This window comes from Pseudomonas sp. FFUP_PS_473 (genome assembly GCF_002858665.1).
Classification (GTDB): domain Bacteria; phylum Pseudomonadota; class Gammaproteobacteria; order Pseudomonadales; family Pseudomonadaceae; genus Aquipseudomonas; species Aquipseudomonas defluvii.
Map to the genome: position 1 here is coordinate 23,565 of NZ_PJQQ01000006.1, position 15,895 is coordinate 39,459.

At 58.6% G+C, this 15,895-nt stretch carries 15 protein-coding genes; 14 read left to right on the forward strand and 1 reads right to left on the reverse strand.

The features are described from left to right. Positions 1 to 358 precede the first annotated feature (358 nt). The 8 genes from CYD26_RS05565 to CYD26_RS05600 all read left to right on the forward strand — a co-directional run bounded on the left by CYD26_RS05565 (position 359) and on the right by CYD26_RS05600 (position 8,979). A complete protein-coding gene (locus CYD26_RS05565) occupies positions 359 to 1,261 on the forward strand; it encodes an AraC family transcriptional regulator (protein ID WP_256587968.1) in 903 nt (300 codons plus the stop codon). Positions 1,262 to 1,341: 80 nt separating this feature from the next. After that, positions 1,342 to 1,725 carry a DUF2946 domain-containing protein gene (locus CYD26_RS05570; protein ID WP_102052028.1) on the forward strand — a complete coding sequence of 128 codons (384 nt, stop codon included), beginning with the start codon at positions 1,342 to 1,344 and terminating at the stop codon, positions 1,723 to 1,725. A gap of 128 nt (positions 1,726 to 1,853) precedes the next feature. Beyond that, positions 1,854 to 2,237, forward strand: a complete 384-nt coding sequence (locus CYD26_RS05575) for a DUF2946 family protein (RefSeq protein WP_256587956.1) — start codon at positions 1,854 to 1,856, stop codon at positions 2,235 to 2,237. 114 nt (positions 2,238 to 2,351) lie between these two features. Then, a complete protein-coding gene (locus tag CYD26_RS05580; protein ID WP_102052030.1) occupies positions 2,352 to 2,933 on the forward strand; it encodes a putative natural product biosynthesis protein in 582 nt (193 codons plus the stop codon). A gap of 270 nt (positions 2,934 to 3,203) precedes the next feature. Further along, positions 3,204 to 4,073 (forward strand): MbnP family copper-binding protein, encoded by an 870-nt coding sequence (locus tag CYD26_RS05585; protein ID WP_102052143.1) that lies wholly within the window; start codon positions 3,204 to 3,206, stop codon positions 4,071 to 4,073. Next, positions 4,070 to 5,206 (forward strand): methanobactin export MATE transporter MbnM, encoded by a 1,137-nt coding sequence (locus CYD26_RS05590; RefSeq protein WP_256587957.1) that lies wholly within the window; start codon positions 4,070 to 4,072, stop codon positions 5,204 to 5,206. Before CYD26_RS05585 ends, CYD26_RS05590 begins: the two co-directional genes overlap by 4 nt. Before the next feature lie 302 nt (positions 5,207 to 5,508). Further along, on the forward strand, positions 5,509 to 7,641 hold the full coding sequence (locus CYD26_RS05595) for a TonB-dependent siderophore receptor (protein WP_102052031.1): 2,133 nt from the start codon (positions 5,509 to 5,511) through the stop codon (positions 7,639 to 7,641). Between the two features lie 111 nt (positions 7,642 to 7,752). Beyond that, on the forward strand, positions 7,753 to 8,979 hold the full coding sequence (locus CYD26_RS05600; protein WP_102052032.1) for an MFS transporter: 1,227 nt from the start codon (positions 7,753 to 7,755) through the stop codon (positions 8,977 to 8,979). 119 nt (positions 8,980 to 9,098) lie between these two features. Here CYD26_RS05600 and CYD26_RS05605 read toward each other — a convergent pair whose 3' ends face one another. After that, entirely contained in the window at positions 9,099 to 9,998 is a 900-nt protein-coding gene (locus tag CYD26_RS05605) for a LysR substrate-binding domain-containing protein (RefSeq protein WP_102052033.1), read from the reverse strand. Positions 9,999 to 10,104: 106 nt separating this feature from the next. On the opposite strand from CYD26_RS05605, the gene CYD26_RS05610 reads away from it, so the two are divergent. From CYD26_RS05610 to hutH, 6 genes are all read left to right on the forward strand, one after another. Next, on the forward strand, positions 10,105 to 10,893 hold the full coding sequence (locus CYD26_RS05610; RefSeq protein WP_102052034.1) for a 2OG-Fe(II) oxygenase: 789 nt from the start codon (positions 10,105 to 10,107) through the stop codon (positions 10,891 to 10,893). 105 nt (positions 10,894 to 10,998) lie between these two features. Beyond that, positions 10,999 to 11,862 (forward strand): transporter substrate-binding domain-containing protein, encoded by an 864-nt coding sequence (locus CYD26_RS05615; protein ID WP_102052035.1) that lies wholly within the window; start codon positions 10,999 to 11,001, stop codon positions 11,860 to 11,862. A 154-nt stretch (positions 11,863 to 12,016) separates the two neighbouring features. Next, positions 12,017 to 12,739, forward strand: a complete 723-nt coding sequence (locus CYD26_RS05620; RefSeq protein WP_102052036.1) for an ABC transporter permease — start codon at positions 12,017 to 12,019, stop codon at positions 12,737 to 12,739. 16 nt (positions 12,740 to 12,755) lie between these two features. Beyond that, entirely contained in the window at positions 12,756 to 13,514 is a 759-nt protein-coding gene (locus CYD26_RS05625) for an ABC transporter permease (protein WP_102052037.1), read from the forward strand. Further along, on the forward strand, positions 13,511 to 14,302 hold the full coding sequence (locus tag CYD26_RS05630; protein WP_102052038.1) for an ABC transporter ATP-binding protein: 792 nt from the start codon (positions 13,511 to 13,513) through the stop codon (positions 14,300 to 14,302). Before CYD26_RS05625 ends, CYD26_RS05630 begins: the two co-directional genes overlap by 4 nt. After that, the gene (gene hutH / locus CYD26_RS05635; protein ID WP_102052039.1) at positions 14,299 to 15,876 is read left to right on the forward strand and encodes a histidine ammonia-lyase; all 1,578 of its coding nucleotides are present in this window, start codon (positions 14,299 to 14,301) and stop codon (positions 15,874 to 15,876) included. Before CYD26_RS05630 ends, hutH begins: the two co-directional genes overlap by 4 nt. The last annotated feature ends 19 nt before the right edge of the window (positions 15,877 to 15,895 follow it).

Below are 15,895 nucleotides of genomic sequence, written 5' to 3' on the forward strand. Positions count from 1 at the left end.
GGACGAGTAGCTGTCCCTGGCGTTGTAACCGCGTTTACTGCTTGCACGTGCACGGACGGGTTCCTTGGGAATTGTCGGAAATGGCAGCGTTTTACCCGCATCAGTCAGGCCTCTGCTGGCGGTCGCTACCTTCCATTGGAAGGGCCCCTGGCGACAATAACGAAACCAGTCGAAAAATAGACATAAACGGACAGCGGTATGGCGGTAGACTTCGCGGATGTGATGCAGGGATATGTCTTCGATGGGTATAGAGCGCTATTCCATTTCCATTCATTTCGCCCGAATGCTCATGAACGCCGGGCGCCGCCTTCAGCTTGACGAGGCGGTGCTGCTCAATGAGGCGGGCCTTAATCGACGCATGCTGGACAATGCCCATCTGCGGATTACGCCTGATCAATTCAGTCGCTTGATGCGAGCGGTCTGGCGTTTGGCCGATGACGAGTTTTTGGGCATGGGCGCGCAGCGTTGTCGGCAGGGCGTGTTCGCCATCATGGCCAAGCAGGTCGTTCATTCACGTAACCTGCACTCGGTGTATTACAAGCTGAGCCACTTCTACAATGTGGTGAATGACTCCTTGCACCTGGCGCTTGATGTCGTCGGTGATGAAGCGGTTTTTTCGATGCGGCTCAAGGATCCGGCTCAAGACCCGGACTACCTGCTCAGAGGTTTTCTACTGCTGTTGTGGCATCGTTTTCCAAGCTGGTTGATTGGCCAGCGGATTTCGCTGAAGCATGTCGCGTTTGACCATCCGGCCCCCAAACACCTGACAGAGTACCGTTTGATGTTTCCCTGTCCGGCGAAGTTCGACCAGCCGGTGACCTGCCTGGTGTTCGATGCGGCGGCACTCAAGGCACCGCTGGTGCAAACACCCGAGGCCCTCAGGGTTCATTTGAAGCGAGCGCCATTCGACTGGTTCACTCGGCCTGCCTATTACCCCGTCTATACACGGCGGGTGCTGGATTACCTGGAGCGCTCGGAAAATCTGGCTGAAGCCACCATTCAGCATGCGGCACTCGCGTTACACCTCACCGACAGAACACTGAGGCGAAAGCTCGCGGCTGAGGGAAGCCAGTTTCAACGGCTCAAGGATGGTGTGCGTCGGGACATGGCGATCCATTACTTGAGCCAGACGTCGATGTCGATCAGTCTTGTTTCCCAGGCGCTGGGTTTTTCTGAGCCTTCCGCATTCACTCGGGCGTTCCGGCAATGGACAGGGGAGCTGCCGAAGACCTACAGGGATGTCGCTCGTGATAGAAAATAGTCGGCAATGGTTTTCTGGCCAGTCTGTTCGACCCAAGTCGCGCTTCAGCCTTCTTGCGGTTCGATGGTAAAGTCGCCGCCATGAAACTCGCCCGCTCAGACCGCTCACTCATTGCCTGGATGCTGTACTTCAGCGTTCTGTTCAATGTGTTTGCCTGCGGTTTGGGGCACGGGCAGGTGATGGGGCTGGAACTCAATGGCTTGGGTGGACAGTTCTGCGCCTCCCTCGGCGGCAAGGCCCCCAGCCCGAGCACCGACCTCGGCAGCCCTTCGGCCAGCGGCTGGGGCGCCAGTTTTTCTTGTCCGATTTGCTCTGCACTAAGCCTTGGCATCGCCATGCTGTTCTGCCTCGGCTGGTTGCTACGGCTGGGGCGAACACAACGTCCCGGCCGTGAGCAACGCTGCAAGGCGCCCCCGCGTTATTCCTGGCCCTCGGCCAATCCTCGCGCATCCCCTCTGATTTAACGCTCACAGGCGGACGGCCTTATTGGCCGGTGACCGCTTCGTCCGCTATTCGCCTTGCTGTCGCCCATGCGCCACAGCGTGGGGCGGTTTGATTGTCATCATCCTTAGGGTGTTGCATGCAGGGTGGAATGAGTAACGCCAGTCAGCAGAACGTCTGGGTCGCGGCGTTTCTGGCGATTGTGCTGAAGGTCATGGCGCTGCCGATGGCCGGTGCTTTTGGCGCGTTGAGCATTGAGCAGTTGCTGACGGGCAGCTTTTGCTCGGTGGGCAGCGTGCAGCAGGTCACGCTTGCACTCGACAAACAGCAGCCATCCTCTGCGGGCAAGGCTGACCACGTCCATTGTTGCTGTTCTCAGACGCTTGAAGCCGTATTCATTCCGCCAGCGTCGGTGGCGCTGATCGGTGTCATCGCGGCATCAATGCGGCCGTTCACGCAGTCATTGTTCTGGTTATCGCCCCGTGCCCGCTGGCCGTCGATCAACCCTCGAGCATCTCCTGCTCGTCACGCATGACCGGCATTTTCTGCACACCCGAATCGGGTGTGCCCATGGTTAATGGTGACAGGGTAAGGAGCGCAACATGGCGCGTGGTATTGAAGGTTTGAATCGCCCAATGGGGAGGCTGACATGCGAGCGCTAGCGGTTCCGTCAGGCGCCTCGCGATTGGTCAGCAAGGCTTCCCGACTGGGGAAAAAAGGGGATTTTCTGCTGCCGTTTCCCGACTACCCCAGCAACGCACGCAGCTTCGTGCACCTGGATGCCCGTCTGCTGCCTTACTGGCACACGTTGTTCGATGTGTGCCCGGCGCTGCTTAAGCTCGACCCTCCGGATGGTTTGAATATCTTTCGTGGTTTCATGACCTGGGCGTACCGCAATCATCCGCCACTGAACTGGACGTATTACCTGAGCGTGTGTCGCTGGCTGCTTGGCTCCAGCTACCGGGCACGGATCAACGACGCACACATCGAGTCGTTCATGAGTGCTGCGGCGGCGCGTTGGATCAATACCGATGACAGCCTGGCACGCGGGCTGGTCTTGGCCTGGCAAGGCTCACCGCAAATGCTGTTCGACTGGAAGGTGGCGCCTCGTCCAATGCTCGCGCCCGATGTGGAGCAGGAAGAACTCCCTCCAGTGCCGTGGGACTTTGCCTGGTGCCCACTGACGGGTAAGGGCGGTACGGGGTTTCGCAGGTGGTTGCCGGTACCCTGAGTAGCGCTTGCCGGGCGCGTCGGTGGCAAGCCAGCCTGTCGGCTTTGTGCGACAGGCTGCCGCATCCCTGGCAGCCGCCCATAAAGCGGCCCGCCGGGGAGGCCCTGGCATGGCTTGGCCGTGGCGGGATGTCGCAGGTCAGCGCCAAGGCAGCCTCATGCTAGAGTCCTGGACGACGCGTTGATTGCTCTTGGCAGGGTACGCCGCGGCACTGAATGTCAGGGGGCTGTAATGACCCTGGCATTTTTTATGTTCCAGGAGCCACACCTGATGCGTTCATTAACGTTGAGTGTTGTTTTCGTCGTGCTGGCGTGGCTGGCAGGCTGCGCGGGCAACAAGCCGGAAACTGCAGATGTACAACCCGTGACCATTGGTTTTTCACTGATGGCTGCTGGGCGGCCAGTGCACTGCGGGGCGATGTTCGGGCCTTTGGGGCGCGATCAAAAACGCGTGTGGTTACATGATGCACGCTTCTATGTCCAAGACGTTGCATTGATCGATGAAACCGGGCGGCAAGTACCGCTGCGATTAAGCCTCAATGAGTGGCAAAACGCTCAGGTTGCCTTGCTCGACTTTGAGGACGGTACCGGCCATTGCAGTGGCGGTACGCCCGGCACCAACACCACGGTTGTGGGCACGGTACCTGCCGGGCACTACACCGGGCTGGTCTTTACAGTGGGCGTGCCAGAGGCCCTCAATCACACCAGCACTGAACTGCAAGGCCCGCCGCTGGATCTGGCCGCCATGGGCTGGAGTTGGCAGGTCGGGCGCAAGTTCGCCAAGATCGAGGTCGATCCCGAAGGAGGGGTGACCAGGGCCGATGGCTCGAAGGCCGCCACCTTGTATCTACACCTGGGCTCGACCGGTTGCACGGGCAACCCGGTTACCGGGGAGACCGTGTCTTGCCCGCGTGGCAACCGTGTTTTATTACGCATGAAGGGCTTTGAGCCGAGTAAACAGGTGGTCACACTGGACCTGGCCACCCTGTTTCAAGGCAGCCAGCTGTCCAGGGATGAGGGTGGGGCCGTGGGTTGCATGAGTGGCCCCGACGATCCTGAATGCGTGGCGGTACTCGAACACCTGGGCGTGCCGCGGGAGTCAGGAGCACTATCTGCCTTCAGGGCACAGCCCAAGCCATGAGTGCGCGCCGGTTGGCGATGTGTCTGGGCGTGCTTGTCGGCATCGGCGCAGCGCTGCCGGTGATGGCGCAAACGTGGTCATGGAACCTGCCTTCCCATGTGCCGGAGCCTCGGGTACCTGCAGATAATCCGATGTCGACGGCCAAAGTCGAGTTGGGGCGGTGGTTGTTCTTCGACACCCGGTTGTCTGCCGACGGCAGCCGTTCATGCGCCTCTTGCCACCATCCCGATCGGGCCTTTACCGATGGCCGTGCGCGCTCGGAGGGCATGGCCGGGCAGTTGACCCACCGAAATGCGCCCAGCCTGGCCAACAGTGCCTGGAATGCCACCTACAACTGGGCTGCGCCTGCGATCGTGTCGCTGGAGCGACAGATGGAAATACCGCTGTTTGGCGATGATCCGATCGAGATGGGTGTCAATGACAACAATCGTGCACAGATCCTTCAGCGCCTGCGTGACGATCCGCTGTACCTGCCCCTGTTCCGGCAGGCCTTTCCAGAGCAGGCAGCACCGCTGAGCATGGCCTCGATCATCAAGGCGATTTCAGCGTTCCAGCGCAGCATTGTCTCGGCGGACAGCCGCTATGACCGTTATCTGCAGGGTAAGCAGGCCCTGAGCGCCGCAGAGCAACGTGGTATGACGCTGTTTTTCGGTGAGCGAGCGGAATGCCATCACTGTCATGGCAGCTTCAATTTCAACGATCAGGTGGTACATGCCAGGAGCCGTGTGGTGGAAACGCCGTTTCACAACACCGGGCTCTACAACATCGACACCGCCGGTGGTTTCCCTTTTCCCAACCGCGGCCTGTACGAAAGCACCGGCAAGCCCGAGGACATGGGCGCCTTTCGTGCGCCTGGCTTGCGCAACGTAGCCGTCACCGGGCCTTACATGCACGATGGCAGCATCGCTAGCCTGGAGGAGGTGATCGACTTTTATTCTGCGGGCGGTCGGGTGATTCGTTTTGGCCCCAACCAGGGAGATGGACGGCTCAATCCGTACAAGAGCGGCCTGATAGCCAGGCTCGACCTCAGCGATGAGGAAAAGGGGGATCTACTGGCGTTTCTGCAGTCCCTGACGGACGAATCGCTGCTCAAAGACCCGCGCTTTTCCGACCCTTGGAAGCACAAGCACTGAGCCGTCATTGCCTGCGCAGGTGGCACTCAGCAGGACGTCCGGCCCGCGACAGTACGACGCAGCTCGTTTACGCACGGCTGCCGTGAGCGGTCAATAAACGTGAGGGCAGCAAGACGTCCGCGCGTGCTGGCCAACACGGCCAAGCCGTGCGGCGGGCTGTCGCAGTTTTAGCAGCAGGCCCTGAGGCACTAGAGTCGCGCCGTCCGTTGACAGGGTAGTCGCTGGCGCCATCCAGAGCGCTTTATCAGGGCTTTGTGGAGCATGCCGGACGGCTGCCGCCAGATTATCGAGCGAGCACCTTCATGGTTTTAAAACAACGTCCTGGCCCTGCGCCACTGGGCTGGTCCCTGGTATTGGTCAGCGTGTTCAGCAACGCTGCCGAGCAACCACTGGCCTTGCCGGAAACCACCGTCGTCGGCCAACGTGAGCCCGGCTATAAAGCCGAAACCGTCAGTGGATTCAATAAAACCCCGCTCAGCCCACGAGAGGTTCCTCAGTCGGTCAGTGTGGTGACGCGTCAGCAGATGGACGACCAGGGCATGGTCAGTGTTGCCGACGCCATGCAGCAAGTGACCGGCGTCACCCTCATCGCCAATGACACCTTGAGCTACCAGTATTTGTCCCGTGGTTATGCGTTGGGCGTGATGTACGACGGTGTGCCTTCCTACAACGGCATGACCCCGTCCAACCAGTTCGACTTGCCGCTGTACGAGCGCATCGAAGTGCTCCGGGGGCCGTCCGGCCTGCTGCAGGGCGCGGGTGAGCCCGGCGGCGTGGTCAATCTGGTCAAGAAACGGCCCCTGGATCATTTCGCCGCCAACTGGGCCCTCTCTGCCGGTTCCTGGGATACCTACCGCCGTGAGGGCGATATCAGCGGGCCGTTGAATGACAGCGGCAGCCTGCGCGGTCGCCTGGTGCTGTCGAGCGAGGATCGCCAGTACTTCTACGATCGAACCAGCAGTGACAAATGGTTGGGGATGGCCGCCCTCGCTTACGACCTGAATCCGCAGACCACACTGGACGTTTCCTACAGCACCCAAGAGCAGCAGGTGCAGGCGCCCTGGTCCGGGTTACCAGCGTATGACCTGGTGGATGCCAAGGGGCACTACAGGTTGTTGGATGTGTCGCGCTCAACCTTCCATGCCCCTGACTGGGGACGGCTGAGTTACGACACCCATGAGTGGTCGGCCAGCCTTGAACATCGCTTCGACAATGAATGGGTACTCAAGGGCGCGGTCAACCGGCGGGAACAGTACCAGAACTACAAGTACGCCTATGCCTCATCGGGCCTGGCACCGCTGACCGATACCCTCCGCTACAGCAGCATGCAAGGCGCCTACAACTACACCCGCGAAGGCATGGACGTGTTCTTGAGCGGGCCGTTCGCGTTGCTGGGGCGTACCCACAACCTGCTGCTGGGGGCCAACGCTGAGGTGTACAACAGCCGTGGCCGCTCCGGGCGTGGTGTGGGCGGGAGCACAACCTTTGACGGGCTCGACGACCTGCCCGAACCGACGATTGCATACACCTCGGGCAGAGAGAGTGAAACCGAACAGTACGGTCTCTATTCGCGGCTGAACATTAGCCTTGCCGATCCGTTGACGCTGGTGCTGGGGGCTCGCACCACGACCTTCAGCAGCCGTACCCGCGACGTTGCGCCATCCAATGCCTCGGACTGGCGAGACGGTGCTGAAGCCGATCAGCAGATCAGTCCCTATGGCGGCCTGCTGTATGAGTTGAACCCGAACATCACCTTGTACGCCAGCTATACCGACATTTTCGTACCGCAGACCCAACTGAAGGCGGATGGCAGCGTGCTCAAGCCGCGTGAAGGGCGCCAGTATGAAGTCGGCAGCAAAACCGAATGGCTTGAAGGGCGCCTGGGGCTGACGCTGGCCTGGTTCAATTTGCGCGACGAGAACCGTGCCTACGCCGATCCGGTTTATCCAAACGACAACTACTACCTGAACGCCGGCGAAGTAGAGAGCGAGGGCTGGGAGCTGGAAGTCAGTGGCAAGCCCGCCGCTGGGCTCGACCTGTCGGCAGGCTATACCCGCCTGGAGACGCGCTACCTGCAAGCTCGGGAGAACCAGGGGCGAACCTACTCGATCCAGACGCCCAAGGACCAGCTCAAGCTGTGGAGCAACTACCGCTTTGACGAGCAGAGCGCCCTGGCGGGATTCAGTGTCGGCCTTGGGGTACTGGCAAATGGTGCCACACAGAGTTCACGGGGCTGGCGCGACGAACTGGTGAACAGTGGTTATGCCGTGGTCAACGGCCGTATCGGTTACCAATTGGACAAACAACACAGCCTTGATCTGCATATCAATAACCTGTTGGACCGCACCTACTACGCCTCAGTCGGTACCCCCAATATCTACAACTTCTATGGTGAGCCGCGCAGTTTTACGCTGACCCTGAGAGGGGCGTATTGAGTGTGTGACGCAGGTTGATCTCGACGGGCTGTAAACCCCTTGGTCGCGATGTATCCTTCATCCAGGACTGTATGAGGTGATCAGCGTGCAACCCGCGGGGATTTCTACACGATGAATGCGCTCAACGACGAAGGACCGTCTTTGCCTGTGGTGCAATCTACCGACGCTACGGTGCGTCGCCGCTCGTTGATTGCGGGTTGTGGCGCCCACGCTGTCCATGATGGCCTGACCGACGTTATCTATGTGCTGTTGCCGATCTGGCAGGCGCAGTTTTCCTTGAGCTATGCCCAGATCGGCCTGTTGCGTGGTGCCTACTCGGGGATGATGGCCGGTTTCCAGTTATTGGCAAGCCGTGCCGCGAGGCGCTGGGGGAGAGCACGCCTGTTGGTGGCCGGTACCGCACTTGCGGGGCTGGCCTATGTGTTGGCAGGGCAGGCTGGTGGGTTGAGCCTGCTGTTGATGGCGCTGTTGCTGGGGGGATTGGGTGCGAGCACTCAACACCCACTGGCGTCTTCGTTGATTACGGACACTCACGAGGCGGGCGGGGGCGTCAAGCAAGCGTTGTCGCAGTACAACTTCGCTGGGGACATCGGTAAAACGCTGCTGCCGGGCGTTGTCGGCCTGCTGCTGATGCTGATCAGTTGGCGCGCCAGCGTCACCCTGATGGGCCTGCTCGGCCTGATGGCTGCGGGCCTGCTGTGGTGGCTGATTCCGGCGCAGGCGCAGCCCGCGTCGGCTCAGGGTAAAGCCTTCGCGGCAAACGCCGGGCGGGGTTCTGTCGGCGGGTTGCGTGCCCTGGTCCTGACCGGCACGCTGGACAGCGCGGTGCGGATGGGGTTCCTCACCTTCTTGCCGTTCCTGCTGCAAGCCAAAGGGGCCGGGACGGCAGGCATAGGGTTGGCGCTGATGATGTTGTTCGTCGGTGGGGCGTTCGGCAAGTTGCTGTGCGGCTACCTGGGCGTACGCATTGGCATGATGAAGACCGTATGGCTGACCGAGTTCTCTACCGCTGCGCTGATCATCTTGGCGGTGTACCTGCCGTTTTACGGCCTGATGGCGACCCTGCCGCTGCTGGGGCTGGTGCTGAACGGTACGTCGTCGGTGCTCTATGGCACCGTGCCGGACCTGGCCGGCCCAGGCAAGCGCGAACAGGCCTTCGCCGTGTTCTACACCGGCACGATTGGTGGCGGTGCGCTGGCGCCAGTGGTGTTTGGTCATCTGGGCGATATCACGGGGGTGCCCTTCGCCGTGATCATCGTGGCCACCACCTTGTTGCTGACGCTGCCGTTGTCCTGGTACGTGCAGAAAGGCCTGGACGCAGAACCTGTCGTGGCCTGAAAAGCGGGCAGGGCGAGCGCCACTGCCCGTTTTACCGTTAGCGCATTTCCGGCCTTGAGCGGTCGGCCTCCATACCACCGAGCAATGCCTGCGCCAGCCCTTGAGCCATCGTTGTTTCGTTATTGATCCGCCAGCAATTCCATCATTCGAGTGATGTCTTTGCGGCCCACCTTTGAGGCCGGTATAAACGCACAATAGGGGTGGCCAAGTGGGAGCGACACCGACGACAAGCTGATCAAACGCCCCGCATCCAGGTCAGCTCGAGCAATAAGTCTATGCCCGAGAGCAATACCAAGGCCCAGGCGCGCCAGTGAAACCGACAAGCTGGACAGGCCGCATCGTACGCCCTGCTTCGGGTCGGGGTAGTGGTTGCTGGATATCAGCGAAAACCAATCGTGCCAGGTGGGGCCTGACGCATAGCTGGCACCCCAGTGGGTATGGATGAACAGGTTCTGGGGGATCTGCGACAGGTCAAACTCGTCATTACCATGGGTCGACCAAAATTCAGGTGTACAGACCGGGACCACCTCATCGCGTACCAGGTGTATGGCCGTCACGCCAGGGTAATGGTAATCGCCATAACTGACCCGAATGTCAATGTCATGACGAATCAGGTCTATCGGATCGTCTTCAACCCGTATATCAACCGCTAATTGCGGATAAGGCTCCAGGAGTGTTGAAAGCTTTGGTGCGAGCCAGGACTCTGCCAATGAAAAGGGAACACTGACAACCAGTCGTCGTGAGTGCAAGTCCCCCTCCAAGATACGTGTTGTCATGGCGGCGATGTCGTTCAACGCACGGGAGGTCTGCGGATAGATGGCATGCCCGGCGTCTGTCAGCGTGATGCGGTTTCCGGTTCGCACAAAAAGTTTGCGCTCCAGGAAGTCTTCAAGGTGTTTGACTTGCTGGCTAACTGCAGCCGCGGATACGCCCAGTTCTTCAGCTGCCAATACGAAGCTGCCCATTCGTGCCGCAACCTCAAAAGCTTTGACGGCATTCAGCGGTGGTAGACGGCCCATGTTGCTCCCCTAGCAAAAGATTTTCTAATGGTAAGTTAACAATTACTGCCGTTGTGAGAAAGTTTTTCTCGCGGTACGTTCATGCCTCACTTACTAGGAGGTACCTATGCGAGACATTCTAGATTTGGAGCGCTATCCGCTGGATCAGGAAGGTAGCCCCGAATGGCAGGCGATGGTCGATCGAGCCGCTGTTGAGTTGCAAGAAACGGGGATGTTCAATCTGACGCAGCTGATGAAGCCGCAAGCTATCAAAAAGGCGGTGGCGGAAATCAAGCCCAAAATGGATAGTCAGTCTCACACGCACTCGCGTCGGCACAATATCTATTTTCTGCCCGACTTCAAGGAGCTGGATCCAAAGCACCCGGCGCTACGTGAAGTCGAGTCAACCAATCACACGCTGTGTGCTGATCAGATTGAAAAAAGTATCGTGCTGGCTATTTACGAATACCCACCACTGCTGCGTTTTATTGCGGCAGTGATGAAAAAACCATCACTTCACATGATGCAGGACCCTTTGGCGCGTGCCAATGTCATGAGCTACCGCGAAGGTGAGGCGTTGAACTGGCATTTTGATCGCAGTGAGTTCACCACTACCTTGCTGCTGCAGGAGCCATTCGAGGGCGGAAAATTCCAGTACCGGAGCAATCTGCGCTCGGCTGAGAACCCCAACTATGATGGCGTTGCAGCCGTTCTCGACGGACGCGACCCAGAGGTCAAAACCCTGACCCTGGAAGCCGGAACCTTGAATGTGTTCCGCGGTGTCAACGCCCTGCACCGAGTAACGCCTATCGAAGGTTCGCAGGAACGACTGATTGCCATTTTCTCTTATTACGAGAGGCAGGATGTGAAATTTAGCGAGGAAGAAAGCATCGGTTTTTACGGTCGCGCGTACTGATCAGTATTACCGGAAAGTGATGAATGGACTCCAGGTCGGCTTCTTGCGCTTATGTGAGAAGCCATGAGTTATACCATTCAACGTTGATTGCAACGGAGAACGCATATGACAACAATAAAAATCAAGGCGTTAACAAAACAGATCAAGTTTGCTCTGATCGGTGTCGCCTGGCTCTGCGCATCAGTGTCCGAGGCTAAAGAGTGGACCTCTGTCACTATCGCTACCGAAGCTGCTTATCCGCCTTGGAACATGACGCTTCCCGGAGGCGCCATCGGTGGTTTTGAGCCTGAGTTGATGGCTGATCTCTGTGCGCGCATGAAGCTCAAGTGCACCCTGCAAGCCCAGGATTGGGATGGGATGATCCCTAGCCTGCAGGCTGGCAAGTTCGACCTCATCATGGATGCCATCGTCATCACCCCCGAGCGCGAGAAAGTGATCGCCTTCTCTCGGCCCTATGCCGCGACCCAAGGTGTACTTGCTGCCAGCGATCCGGAGTTGATCGCCAAGGCAGGCGTAGCCGCAGAGGTCGTCAAGCTCACCGGCGATGCCACGCTGGATAAACCCTTTATCGACAATCTGCGGACATTGCTCAAGGGTAAAACCATCGGCATATCGTCCGGCACTGCCTATACCCAGTTCATCGAAACCAACTTCAAGGACATTGCCTCCATCCGTGAGTACAAGAAGTCCGATGAGCACGTTCTGGATTTGCAGGCCGGGCGTATTGATTTCAGTTTCGATGACGTGACCTTTTTCAGCTCGGTGCTGGACATGCCCGAGAACAAGTCGGTTTCCATGGTGGGTTCCAAGATCGGTGGCCCTATTTGGGGGCCGGGAGAGGCACTTGGCTTCCGTAAGGATACCCCTGAGTTAAAGGCAAAGTTCGACGAAGCATTAAGCGCTGCGTTGGCGGATGGCACGGTGAAGAGACTGACCGAAAAGTGGTTTAAGGCTGATATCACACCATAAGAAGATTGCTACCGGGTCGGAAGTAGAGAGCTGTCCCCGCGCCTGCGGATAAACAGCCAGTCAATGCCGACCCCGTAACTCCGTAACGCGTCGTTGTGAGCCCGTTTATGGGCTTTCAACAAAAAAGAAGCGTTTCGATATAAAGGATACAGTTATGGATACCTTGCAGATGCTCAGTTTCGGTGACACCGGCTGGGGCCTGGCCTTGTCGAAGGCCATCGGCATGACGCTGTTACTGACGGTGGTGTCGCTGCTCGTCGGTGCAGTGTTCGGTAGCCTGGTCGCGGCAGCCAAACTGTCACGCCGATCTGGGCTGCGCTGGCTGGGTGACGCGTACCTGGTGCTGTTCAGAGGCGTTCCCGAGCTACTGGTGATTTACCTGTTCTACTTTGGCGGTGCCACCGTCGTTTCTGCTGTAGGTCACTGGTTCGGCGCCACGGGTTACATCGGCATGCCCCCCTTTCTGGTGGGCGCACTCGCGGTCGGACTGCTTTCCGGCTCTTACCAGGCTGAAGTCTATCGTGGCGCCTTCATGGCAGTCCCTCGAGGTGAACTGGAGGCGGCCCTGGCCATCGGCATGGGGCGATTCATGCGTTTCAAGCGCGTGTTGATCCCCCAGGTGATGCGTTATGCGCTCCCAGGTTTGGGAAATGTCTGGCAGATGACCCTGAAAGATTCAGCGCTGATTTCAGTCATTGGCCTGGTCGAGTTGATGCGTGCCAGCCTGATGGCAGCCGGTTCTACCCGTCAGTACTTTGCCTTCTACATCATTGGCGGCATCGGCTATCTGCTACTGACCGGGTTGTCAGGGCGCATTTTCAATATCGCCGAGGCTCGGGTGCAGCGCACGCAGCGCCGCAGTCCTCTTCAGCACTGAGACAGGTGAGCCTCAAATGATCGATTTTGCATTTTTGCTCGACACACTACTGAAGTTGCTGTCGGCACTGCCCACCACGCTGACGTTGTTTTTCAGCTCCCTTTCGTTGGGCCTGTTGCTGTCATTCGGCATTGTCGGCATGCGTGTCAGCCGCTGCCCATTGCTGAGCTATCCGGCACGTTGCTACATCATGATCTTTCGCGGCACGCCGCTGATCATTCAGATGTATCTGATCTATTACGGGCTTGGGCAGTTTCCAGTGGTCCGCGAGAGTTTCGCTTGGGTTGTCCTGCGCTCACCTTATGGCTGTGCAGTCGTCTCACTGGCGCTGTGTACCGCTGGGTATACCGCAGAAATCATCCGGGGCGGCCTGCTCAGTATCCCCTATGGCCAGATTGAGGCGGGGCAAGCCATCGGTATGTCGCGCTTGGCGCTGTTGCGCAGGATCATCGCTCCGGTCACGTTGCGCCAGGTTCTGCCAGCTTACTCCACGGAGGCGATCCTGATGCTCAAGGCCACCGCACTGGCCAGCTTGATTACCGTCTGGGATGTCACCGGTATCGCTCAACAGATCATTCAGCGGACCTACCGCACCATGGAGGTGTTCGCCTGTGCCGCGTTTATCTATCTGGTACTCAACTACCTCATCGTACGCGCCATGCGCTGGCTTGAGCATCGTCTGACGCCGCACCTGCGTGAGCGGCCAGTGCATATCCCAACGAAAGCCAAACTTGACGCCGGCAGCAATCCGAAATCCCTGCGGAGCTCACTATGAATACTCAGTCTATGGCCGCGTTGTCGGTCAGCAACATCCAGAAGTCTTATGGTCAAGCGCATGTGCTCAAGGGCATATCCCTGAATGCGCACAAGGGCGACGTTGTGTCGATTCTCGGTGCAAGCGGTTCGGGGAAAAGTACATTTTTGCGTTGCATCAATCTGCTCGAAACACCCGATGAGGGCAGTATTAGCCTCAATGGTGAAACCATTGAAATGAAGCGCCTGCGTGATGGTCGTCAAGTGCCCAGCAATACGCGCCAGGTTGAACAGATCCGCAGCCGTCTTGGCATGGTGTTTCAAAGCTTCAACTTGTGGTCGCACAGAAGCGTCATTGAGAACGTCATAGAAGGGCCTATGCGAGTGCTCAAGCGCTCACGTGCCGAATGTGTTGAAGAGGCCGAGCAGTTACTGCAGAAGGTCGGGCTGTATGACCGACGCGATTACTACCCGGCCCATCTGTCCGGTGGTCAGCAACAACGCGTGGCGATTGCTCGGGCCCTCGCCATGAACCCTCAAGTCATGCTTTTTGATGAACCGACTTCGGCACTTGATCCGGAGTTGGTGGGCGAGGTGCTCAAGGTCATGCGCGGGCTGGCGGAAGAAGGTCGCACGATGCTGGTCGTTACCCACGAGATGGGCTTTGCCCGTCATGTGTCCAATCGAGTCGTCTTCATGCAGAACGGTCATATCGACGCCCAAGGCACGCCAGCCGAATTGTTCGAGGGGTTGCCCACCGAGCGCTTTCGCCAATTTGTAGCCAGCCACCAGTTAAGGAGTGCGGAATGAGCACCGCCACCCACTCATATCGCGTCAACAATGGCCTGGCATCATCAGGCATCACGGCTGAGGACAGCCTGGGCGTAATCCTTGGCGATACCCCGTTGACCTGGCGAGAGATCGTCAGGGTTGCGCGCGATGGCGCACAATTGAGCCTCAGTGATTCAGCCTGGGCCCGTATCGATAACGCTCGCGCCATCGTCGATCACATCGTGGCACGGGGTGAGCGGGCCTATGGAATCAGCACCGGCCTTGGCGCACTCAGTAGCGTGAGACTGGAGGGCCCGCAACTGGCGCAGTTGTCGCGCAATACCCTGTTGAGCCATGCCTGTGGCGTCGGGGCGCCGCTAAAGGTTGAGCAAACGCGGGCCATCATCTGCGCGGCAATCAACAACTATGCCCATGGCCACTCAGGTATCAGCCGTAATGTAATAGAGGCGTTGATCGCATTACTCAACCAGCACATTACGCCAGTCGTGCCCTCTCAGGGCTCTGTTGGCTATTTGACTCACATGGCGCACGTTGGTGTCGCGTTGCTGGGCTTTGGCGAGGTTAGCTGGCGAGGGCAGTTGATGCCAGCGGAACAAGCGCTGTATCAGGCGGGCATGGCTAAACTGGAACTGACCGCCAAAGACGGGATCAGTTTGGTAAATGGCACGCCCTGCATGACGGGTTTGGCATGTTTGGGGTTGGCCGATGCGTTCAATCTGGCCGACTGGGCGGACGTCATCGGTGCGATGAGTTTCGAGGCACTCAAAGGGCAGATCGATGCGTTTGATGAGGCCGTCCTTGCACTGAAACCCCATCCTGGTGCTCAGCACGTTGGTACCAGACTGCGCGCGCTGCTGGCAGGCAGTGAAGTGATTGCCAGCAGCCGCGGCATTCGCACCCAGGATGCTTTGAGTATTCGCTCGATCCCCCAGATTCATGGGGCCTGTCGTGACCAACTGACTCACGCCGAACAGCAGATCAATATCGAATTGGCTTCGGCGACTGACAATCCACTTGTTGTCGGAACACCGGACGACTATCGCGTTCTGTCTCAGGCCAACCCACACGGAGAATCCGTGGCGATGGCTGCCGACCTGCTGTGTATCGCAGTTGCAGAGCTTGCCGGGGTTGCAGAGCGCCGTCTGGATCGTTTGATCAATCCTCTCATTAGTGGGCTGCCTCCTTTCCTGGTCAGCTTGCCCGGGGTGAACTCGGGAATGATGATCGCGCAATATGTCGCGGCTGCCTTGGTCGGAGAAAACAGACACCTCGCACAGCCTGCAGTGGTCGATAACTTTGTGACGTCTGCCCTGCAGGAAGACCACCTTAGCCTCGGTACCGGTGCGACCCTCAAGCTGCTCAAGGTTATCGACAATACGACCCAGGTACTCGCCATCGAATACCTTCTGGCAGCACAGGCCTTCGAGTTCCTCAAAGAACAACGATTCGGCGATGGCACTGGGGCTGCCTGGCGCCTCCTGCGCGAGCAGGTTCCGCCTTATGATGAGGACCGCTGGTTAGCACCTGATATTGAAAGTGCTGCGCGTTTGGTACGAAAGCATTCCGCATTGGGCGCTGTTCTGGGTAACTGATTTTTAAGTTTCAACTACA

What these genes read in the sequence shown, in the direction of transcription:
- hutH (WP_102052039.1), top strand. Translation starts at nt 14,299, where the DNA reads ATGAGCACCGCCACCCACTCATATCGCGTCAACAATGGCCTGGCATCA.
- CYD26_RS05575 (WP_256587956.1), top strand. Translation starts at nt 1,854, where the DNA reads ATGAGTAACGCCAGTCAGCAGAACGTCTGGGTCGCGGCGTTTCTGGCG.
- CYD26_RS05630 (WP_102052038.1), top strand. Translation starts at nt 13,511, where the DNA reads ATGAATACTCAGTCTATGGCCGCGTTGTCGGTCAGCAACATCCAGAAG.
- CYD26_RS05605 (WP_102052033.1), bottom strand. Translation starts at nt 9,998, where the DNA reads ATGGGCCGTCTACCACCGCTGAATGCCGTCAAAGCTTTTGAGGTTGCG.
- CYD26_RS05600 (WP_102052032.1), top strand. Translation starts at nt 7,753, where the DNA reads ATGAATGCGCTCAACGACGAAGGACCGTCTTTGCCTGTGGTGCAATCT.
- CYD26_RS05615 (WP_102052035.1), top strand. Translation starts at nt 10,999, where the DNA reads ATGACAACAATAAAAATCAAGGCGTTAACAAAACAGATCAAGTTTGCT.
- CYD26_RS05610 (WP_102052034.1), top strand. Translation starts at nt 10,105, where the DNA reads ATGCGAGACATTCTAGATTTGGAGCGCTATCCGCTGGATCAGGAAGGT.
- CYD26_RS05585 (WP_102052143.1), top strand. Translation starts at nt 3,204, where the DNA reads ATGCGTTCATTAACGTTGAGTGTTGTTTTCGTCGTGCTGGCGTGGCTG.
- CYD26_RS05565 (WP_256587968.1), top strand. Translation starts at nt 359, where the DNA reads ATGCTGGACAATGCCCATCTGCGGATTACGCCTGATCAATTCAGTCGC.
- CYD26_RS05595 (WP_102052031.1), top strand. Translation starts at nt 5,509, where the DNA reads ATGGTTTTAAAACAACGTCCTGGCCCTGCGCCACTGGGCTGGTCCCTG.
- CYD26_RS05570 (WP_102052028.1), top strand. Translation starts at nt 1,342, where the DNA reads ATGAAACTCGCCCGCTCAGACCGCTCACTCATTGCCTGGATGCTGTAC.
- CYD26_RS05590 (WP_256587957.1), top strand. Translation starts at nt 4,070, where the DNA reads ATGAGTGCGCGCCGGTTGGCGATGTGTCTGGGCGTGCTTGTCGGCATC.
- CYD26_RS05625 (WP_102052037.1), top strand. Translation starts at nt 12,756, where the DNA reads ATGATCGATTTTGCATTTTTGCTCGACACACTACTGAAGTTGCTGTCG.
- CYD26_RS05620 (WP_102052036.1), top strand. Translation starts at nt 12,017, where the DNA reads ATGGATACCTTGCAGATGCTCAGTTTCGGTGACACCGGCTGGGGCCTG.
- CYD26_RS05580 (WP_102052030.1), top strand. Translation starts at nt 2,352, where the DNA reads ATGCGAGCGCTAGCGGTTCCGTCAGGCGCCTCGCGATTGGTCAGCAAG.